Source organism: Francisella sp. SYW-9, from assembly GCF_008711465.1.
Taxonomy (GTDB): Bacteria; Pseudomonadota; Gammaproteobacteria; order Francisellales; family Francisellaceae; genus Francisella.
This window is the reverse complement of the sequence record NZ_VXKQ01000072.1, coordinates 1-716: the sequence shown is the minus strand read 5'-3', so window position 1 is coordinate 716 and position 716 is coordinate 1. Positions and strand designations below refer to the sequence as shown.

The following is a 716-nucleotide window of genomic DNA, read 5'->3' as shown; positions in this document are numbered from 1 at the left end:
AAGAAGAAAAGAAGAAAAAAGAAGATGAAAAAAGAAAAGAAAAAGAGAGTAGAAATAATTAGAGGAAGGAAAAGGGGAAAGAAAGTGAAGGAGAAGGAAAGATGAAAGAAAAGAAGAAGGAAAAAAAGGAAAAAAAAAAAAGAAAAAAAAAAAAAAGAGAGGAGAAAGAAAAGAAAGGAAAAAAAAAAGAAAAAAGAAAAAAAGATACCAAAAGGTAACGGGAAGAACAAGGAGAAAAAGGTGAAAAGAGATAAAAAAGGAAAAAAAAAAAAAAAAAGAAAAGAGAATAAAAGAGAAAAACATAAAGAAAAAGAAAGAAAAAAAGAAAAAAAAGAAAAAAAAAAAAAAGAAAAAAAAGAATAAGAAAAAAAAAAAGAGAGAAAGAAAAAGAGAAAAAAAAAGAAAGAAAAAGAGAAGAGTAAGAAAATAAAAGAAGAAAAAAGAGATAAAAAAAAAGAAAAAAAAGAAGAAAAGAAGATAAGAAAAAAAAAGAGAGAAAGAAGAAGAAAAAGAAAAAAAAAAAGAAAAAGAGGAAGAAGAACGAAAAAAAAAGAGTATAAAAGAGGAAAAAAGAAGAGGGGGAGAAAAAGAAAAAGGGAAGAGAAAAAAAAAGGAAAAAATGATGGAAGAAGAAGGAAAAGAAAAGAAGAAGGGGAAGGGAAAGAAGAAAAAAAGAGAGATGAAAGAAGAGAAAAAGATAGAAAAAAAACTAAAAG

The 716-nt window shown here is 24.4% G+C and carries 1 protein-coding gene; it reads left to right on the top strand.

The genetic code is table 11. The features are described from left to right. The first annotated feature begins 240 nt into the window (after positions 1-240). Complete coding sequence (locus F3D62_RS13315; protein ID WP_263478767.1) at positions 241-363, top strand: hypothetical protein; 123 nt, start codon at positions 241-243, stop codon at positions 361-363. The last annotated feature ends 353 nt before the right edge of the window (positions 364-716 follow it).